This window comes from Streptomyces termitum (assembly GCF_014650175.1).
Classification (GTDB): Bacteria; Actinomycetota; Actinomycetes; order Streptomycetales; family Streptomycetaceae; genus Streptomyces; species Streptomyces termitum.
This window is the reverse complement of the sequence record NZ_BMUL01000074.1, coordinates 1-512: the sequence shown is the minus strand read 5'-3', so window position 1 is coordinate 512 and position 512 is coordinate 1. Positions and strand designations below refer to the sequence as shown.

The 512-nt window shown below is 53.3% G+C and carries 1 protein-coding gene; it reads left to right on the top strand.

What is annotated here, in order from left to right; all coding sequences use genetic code 11:
* Positions 1–385, top strand: a 385-nt coding sequence (locus IE219_RS32785) for a CBS domain-containing protein (protein WP_229850285.1), incomplete at its 5' end; no start/stop codon positions are given.
* Positions 386–512 lie beyond the last annotated feature (127 nt).

The window sequence follows — 512 nt, the reverse complement described above, 5'->3', positions numbered from 1 at the left end:
CGATCAGCAGCGGGGGCCGCTCCTGCGCGAGGCCATGTCGACGCCCGTGCTGATGGTCACAGCGGAGCAGGCGCTGGTGGAGGTTGAAGGCCACTTTCAGCTCGTGTCAGGCCTCCCGGTTGTCGACAGCGCTCGCAGATGCATCGGGGTCGTCGTCAAGAGCGATCGTGTGAGGGCTTCACATGGGTCGAAGACGAAGATTGCAGATGTGATGACATCTCCAGCAATCACGCTATCATGCGATAAAACAGTGACCGATGCCGCAGCTCTGATGCTCAGGAAGAAGATCCACAGATTACCGATAGTAAACCAGGACAATCAAGTAATAGGTATAGTTACCCGCGATGACGTTCTTCGCGCGTTGGAGGCCATGCTGAAGTTTTAGTGATGCAGGAGTCCATGCCCGGTACTTGTGGATTTTGTAAATATGTGTGTCCGCGGTACTTTTGAGTAGCAGGCAGATCTATAGTCTGTAAAAGTGTAGTAGCCTGTATCGCAAAAATAAGCCTGGG